Source organism: Rhodospirillaceae bacterium (assembly GCA_040219235.1).
In the GTDB taxonomy this organism is placed as follows: Bacteria; Pseudomonadota; Alphaproteobacteria; order Rhodospirillales; family Rhodospirillaceae; genus WLXB01.
The window spans coordinates 1-5,313 of record JAVJSV010000019.1 but is presented as its reverse complement, the minus strand read 5'-3'; the positions used below and the strand labels follow the sequence as shown (position 1 = coordinate 5,313).

General features: G+C 49.2%; 3 protein-coding genes and 1 pseudogene. 1 reads left to right on the top strand and 3 read right to left on the bottom strand.

The annotated features are described in order from the left end of the window. Window positions 1–320 (top strand): integrase core domain-containing protein (locus RIC29_17560; GenBank protein MEQ8736733.1); only part of this gene is annotated, 320 nt, incomplete at its 5' end. A 136-nt stretch (window positions 321–456) separates the two neighbouring features. On the opposite strand, the gene RIC29_17555 is transcribed toward RIC29_17560, so the two are convergent. From RIC29_17555 to RIC29_17545, 3 genes and pseudogenes are all read right to left on the bottom strand, one after another. Beyond that, on the bottom strand, window positions 457–3,447 hold the full coding sequence (locus RIC29_17555) for a PAS domain-containing protein (protein MEQ8736732.1): 2,991 nt from the start codon (window positions 3,445–3,447) through the stop codon (window positions 457–459). Beyond that, window positions 3,440–4,030: a hypothetical protein gene (locus tag RIC29_17550; protein MEQ8736731.1), complete on the bottom strand. Its 591-nt coding sequence runs from the start codon at window positions 4,028–4,030 to the stop codon at window positions 3,440–3,442. Before RIC29_17550 ends, RIC29_17555 begins: the two co-directional genes overlap by 8 nt. Window positions 4,031–4,145: 115 nt before the next feature. Further along, window positions 4,146–5,269 (bottom strand): annotated as a pseudogene (locus RIC29_17545) (IS3 family transposase). Between the last annotated feature and the right edge of the window lie 44 nt (window positions 5,270–5,313).

Here is a 5,313-nt window from a genome sequence, read left to right as displayed (position 1 = left end):
TGGTGGTCTCGGATAACGGTACCGAACTGACGTCGAATGCCATTCTTCAATGGCAGGAAGAGCGCAGCGTTGAGTGGCACTACATTGCACCGGGCAAACCAATGCAGAACGGCTTCGTTGAATCGTTCAACGGCCGCCTACGTGATGAATGTCTGAACGAGCATCTGTTCAGGAATTACGGTCATGCAAGGGAGGTCATTGCACGCTGGCGGCACGATTATAACAACCACCGACCGCATACGAGCCTCAACGGGCTCACCCCGAAGGAGTTTACAACCCGGTCCGATCAGGACCATAACCAGAGCAGGTTCTACTCATAAACGGGGGAATAACGGGGGCAAGGTCAGCGTTCACACACGCTACGACAAGCTGGCGAGAAACTTCCTGTCCGCCGTTGCCATCGCCGTCCTCGTCGCATTCTGGCTATGATTGAGTCTCAACCTTAGTCCTTTACAATTAGATGATTATTTCACTTGGGAAAGTCACAGTAAACTTTGACCCGACACCTAACTCGCTATCAACTGACATCGAGCATCCCGTCTGATTTAAAATCTTACTTACAATATGGAGCCCTAGCCCAACGCCTTCAACTTCGTTCGCTATAAATGGATTATTGGCGACCTTAGCGTTGCCGACACCTTTAACAAAGGGGGATAAAATGCGCCCTAAGTCCTCTTGCGCAATTCCAATTCCTTTATCAGTGACTTCTAAAATGCCACAATCATTATCGTTCAACGACCAAGAGACTCGAACATCAATATTGTCGCCTGAAAACTTAACCGCGTTCGTTACGAGGTTTTCGACAATTTGATGAAATGCGCAACGATCATAACGGAGCGTTATATCTCTTTGTTCACTTGAAAACGATATCTGCGTCGGATTTAGGCAGAATGGCTTTTCGTAAAACTGATGACTTAGTTTTACGAACTCAACCGAAAGAATTATTTCATCATCTGTAAATTCACGTTTTCCACTCTCGATTTTTGAAATGTCCAAAATTGTGTAGATGAGACCTGCAAGCTTGGCACCGCTCTCCTCAATCAAGCCTGCGTATTCACGATATTTTTCATTTGCCAGAGGACCGAACATTTCTGACTTTAATATTTGGGAGAAGCCTACAATTGCGTTGAGAGGCGTCCTCAGTTCGTGACTCATACTTGCCATAAAGTCAGATTTTGCTGCATTGGCGGCGTCGGCAGCCTTCTTCGCGGCCTCTAATTGCTCAGTACGCAAGACTTCCTCTGTGATATCAGCGTTCGTGCCGATCATCGCGATTGGCGCGCCATCTTTGGAGAAAACAAACTTCGCTTTTCCAGCAATATGCCTAACTTCGTTACCATTTCGATGAATACGAAATTTGGAGTCAAACCCTGTACATTCTTCGATTGCTTTTTTCACCTGGCCGTCTGCCCTCTCCTTATCATCAGGATGTAGCGTGTTGGCCCAGTCATCGTAGGTGTTCGAGAACGTGCCTGGGTCTGTTCCAAAGATGCGATGCATCCACTCGTCCCAAATAAGTGTGCCGCTTACCAGATCGTATTCCCAAATTCCAATATTGGTCGCATCCGCCGCTGCCTGAAGACGATCAACCAGTCTGGTCATTTCTTCCCGTGCACGAATTCTTTCCGTAATATCTGTCTCAATGGCAATAAATCCGGACTGCGGATCTTCCTTATCAATAGGCTGACAGCTGATATGCACCCAATACTCTGATCCATCCTGGTGATAATTGATTACATCGACCTCAAAGGAAGAGTGTGCCTTTATGCAGTCAGCCATATGCTTAACGGTTTCAGGACTGGATTTTTCACCCTGCAATAGATTGCCAGGCTTCCGGCCCATCAACTTTGATAAAGGATAACCGGAGATTTTGACAAAGGCTTCATTCGCCCAAGTCAGAAATCCCTTACGATCTGTAAAAACGACGCCGTTTGTGGTGGATCGCGCCAGGAGCGACAGGTCAAGATTCTCTATTTCTTGATGAACTCTGCGAACCAATGCCTTCATCGTTGGCATCATTGTTTTTTGGACTTGAGACCAAGGAAGAGAGCGCCCTCGAACTGTCTCCTCCCAAGCTGAAAATGATGCTCTAGGCGTCAACATATTAGTCGTTGGATGACGCGAAACCTTCTCGTCACGAGAGCCCGCCCAAATTCGTTGATAAACATGCTCACGACGAAGGCCAACAATGGCGCTATTAGTTAAGTCGTCACAAAAGTTAATCCCGCCACGGAATGCCGATAAATGATCAGAAGAATTAGGCGGTATCGTAAATGTTAAATTGTCAGTGCACCAAATTTCACGATCTTTGAACCTCACCGAGTCAAGGATTTGATCAGCACCCTGCTCATCTATACCGAATGAGTAACGGGTGTGGCCAACTCTGGCGACGACCGCATCGCAATCAAGTTCATGGCAGATATAACTGAGGATAGTATCCATATCAGCGGCTTTGCGCATCTTACCGCCGACTACTTTCCTCAAAGCCTCAAATTCGCGCTCGCGCGAGAGTACGGTAGAATATGTGTTCCGCTCTTCTAAGAGCGTTATACCCTCAAGCTTGTTGGACGCAATGAGCGACACGTCCTGACAAAAATCGAACATGGCATGGCTTATTTGTTTCGGACTTGAACCTTGAAGGCCAATCAATCCCCAGAGCGCCCCCCGAAGGATTAATACAACCGTTAAGGTCGATTCTAAGCCCATGTTCTGGCAGTACGCCAAATGAACTGGAGAAACCGAACGCAAATCGCTATCCGTCAAATCAAGCTCATCTGTTGCGGTCTTGTCCGAATGGATAAAAACAGGCGCATACCGTGTATTTGGGATACAGCGCACACGCTTTTTCAGTAAAAGGTCTCGCGCTTGCGAGGGAATATCAGAGGCCGGAAAATGATGATTGAAATAAGAACCGCTGAGTGATGGCGTCAATGTTTCTGCGACAACGCTCCCATTATACTCCTCATCAAACTTATAAGCCAAAGCGCGGTCATAGCCGCTTAATGCTAGAAGCTCGTCACAAAGTGTTTGCAGCAACTCTTGCTCATTCTCAGTGCTGCTGATCGCCTCAAAGATTTTGTACCGTGACTTATGGCTGAGCCGCTGTACCTCATCATAATTGACGGGCACAAATTCGCAGACTTCAATGTGATTATTTGTTTTGAATGTTTTTGCCGACCAACCAATACCATCTGAGTGGGAGATCACTGAACCACCACTGCAGGGAAGTACTCGCCCGTCTTGAAAAGAAGGAATATCCCCTCTTCGCTGGCCAATGACATTATTGGCTGGCTCACCTGCTAGCATCGAAACATTTTCACTGGCGTATATGATCTTCTCTTCATTATGAAGATCGTATGCGATAAGCACGCCGTATGGCTGAATCGCACCTGGAATGTGTATAGGCTCTCTTGCACATTCCTCTGTCAGGTTCGCGGTGCTATCCATATTTATGCTGCACCTCAGAAGTGAGCGGCATCAAACTTAGAAAAACACTAAAAGTCTTTTGCGCCCCCTCAATGACGTCGGTGAGATTAATCTCCTGCCTATGCAAACATTCGACTGGATCAGAAAATGGCTTGCCTATCTTTGACGGCAAGTCTGCTCGGGCAAGTAAGCTTTGAATGTATGTTTCGGGTATCGGCGAACGTCTTTTCTGCAAGGCGGCTCGAATAACCTTTGCGCCCTTTCGAGCTCCAAGGATACACCAAAGGGCACCAAGGGCTTCATGATCACTCTTAAGGAAGTTCCTATGGTTTTCACTTTCATAGCCAATGCCTGCCTCTGCCAAGCATTTCAGATCGGTCTCCAACAAACTGGTATGGTTTTGAATCGATTGAACTTCCGTTAGACCATTCAAATCAAAATCAGCAATCGACCTCTCGATGATCAACATGCTCGCTGTCATTCGGGCATACGCTTCAAGAAACCTGATTTCACTGCTTGCTGGATTCGATAACGCTCCAAATCGATGCTCATCCTCGAGCTCAGCGTGTATCTCCGCCGTGCGCTCATAGAGGATGCGTGACAAGACCGATTGAGGTTCCATTGGTTAGCAACATATATCCAAAGAGGAATAATCAGTAAGTTACTAAACGATATACCAAATTTAAAGTTTGGCTCGATGTTTTTTGACCTTGCCCCCGTCATTCCCCCGCCAATGAGTAGAACCTGCTCTGGTTGTGATCCTGATCAGACCGGGTTGTAAACTCCTTCGGGGTGAGCCCTTGAAGGCTCGTATGCGGTCGGTGGTTGTTATAATCGTGACGCCAGCGTGCAATGATCTCTCTTGCATGACCGTAACTCCTGAACAGATGCTCGTTCAGACATTCATCACGTAGGCGGCCGTTGAACGATTCAACGAAGCCGTTCTGCATTGGTTTGCCCGGTGCAATGTAGTGCCAATCAACGCTGCGCTCTTCCTGCCATTGAAGAATGGCATTCGACGTCAGTTCGGTGCCGTTATCCGAGACCACCATGCAGGGATAGCCTCGGACCCCGGCGATCCGGTCGAGTTCCCGCGCGACGCGGACGCCCGAGATCGAGTTGTCCGCAACCGTTGCCAGGCATTCGCGGCTGAAGTCATCGATCACGCACAGAATTCAGAACCGCCGACCATCGACGAGGGAGTCCGACACGAAGTCCAGCGACCAGCGCTGGTTCGAACCCTGCGGGATCGTCATCGGCGCCTGCGTACCCAGCGCCCGCTTGCGGCCGCCGCGTTTGCGCACGGTGAGCCGTTCTTCGCGATAGAGCCGGAACAGCTTCTTGTGGTTCACCTCTATCCCCTCGCGTCGCAGCAGAATGTGCAGCCGGCGATAGCCGAACCGGCGACGCTCCGACGCCAGCTCTCGCAGACGTTTACGGATCGCATCGTCAGCAGGCCGTCTTGATGCATAGCGATATGTCTTCCGGTCCAAACCGACCAGGGAACACGCCCGCCGCTGCGAGTAGCTTCTCTCTGTAATTGCCCAGTTCACGGCACTTCTCCTTGAACCGGGCGTCAGAAGTTTTTTCCGAGCATCTCTTTCAGCGTAGACACGTCCATCACCGATTCCGCGAGCAGCTTCTTCAGTTTCGTGTTCTCGGCCTCCAGCGCCTTCAGCTTCTTCGCATCCGACACTTCCATGCCGCCATACTTCGAACGCCACTTGTAAAACGTCGCGTCCGAGATGCCGTGCTTCCGGCAAAGATCGGCCGCAGACAGTCCTGCCTGATGCTCTTTCAATATCCCGATGATCTGTTCTTCCGTGAACCTGCTGCGCTTCATCATCCATCTCCTTCAATCGGAAACAGATCCTAACTTCAAATCGG

What these genes read in the sequence shown, in the direction of transcription:
- RIC29_17555 (MEQ8736732.1), bottom strand. Translation starts at nt 3,447, where the DNA reads ATGGATAGCACCGCGAACCTGACAGAGGAATGTGCAAGAGAGCCTATA.